We start from the raw sequence: 506 nt of genomic DNA, 5'->3' as shown, positions 1-506 counted from the left end.
GCGATCACGCGTTTGTTGCTCAACGTCACCGACTGCCATTCCACGCCATGGGGGAACAGGAAACCGCCGGGAATGTTCAGGTTGAACGGGAACACCGGTTGCAGGTCGGTTAGGTAATCGGAGCTGGCGTCCTTGTGCAGCACGAACAGGCCATTGATGAAGGTGTCGACCAGCGCCTGCGGGGCAGGGTAGTGCTTGAGCACGGCGAGGGCGTCCTCACCGTATTCGGTGCGCGGTGGATTGTCGTCGAGTTTGATCTGCGCACGTTCGAGCAGCAGCAGAGAGCCGCCGAGTTCGGTAATGGCATCCTTGAGTTTTGGATCGGTGATGGCGTCCAGTGACTGTTCGAACTTTGCGGTTTTTTCTTCAAGGCTGGCGGCGTGTTTCTCGTCGCCGGGCGAGCAACCGCCGATCAACAGAGCAAGGCATATTCCGGCGGTCGTTATCGGCAATCGCACATCCATTTCCACACGTCCTGTCTGCAGTCACTGGGCTGTCAATGGCTT

At 58.3% G+C, this 506-nt stretch carries 1 pseudogene; it reads right to left on the bottom strand.

Going from position 1 to position 506, the window contains the following annotated elements:
* Positions 1 to 464, bottom strand: a pseudogene (locus BK660_RS31920) (hypothetical protein); the annotation flags it as partial.
* Positions 465 to 506 lie beyond the last annotated feature (42 nt).

Origin of the sequence: Pseudomonas brassicacearum (genome assembly GCF_003732265.1) — a bacterium.
Taxonomy (GTDB): Bacteria; Pseudomonadota; Gammaproteobacteria; order Pseudomonadales; family Pseudomonadaceae; genus Aquipseudomonas; species Aquipseudomonas brassicacearum_D.
The sequence above is the reverse complement of the archived record's forward strand: the minus strand, read 5'-3'. Positions and strand labels throughout refer to the sequence as shown.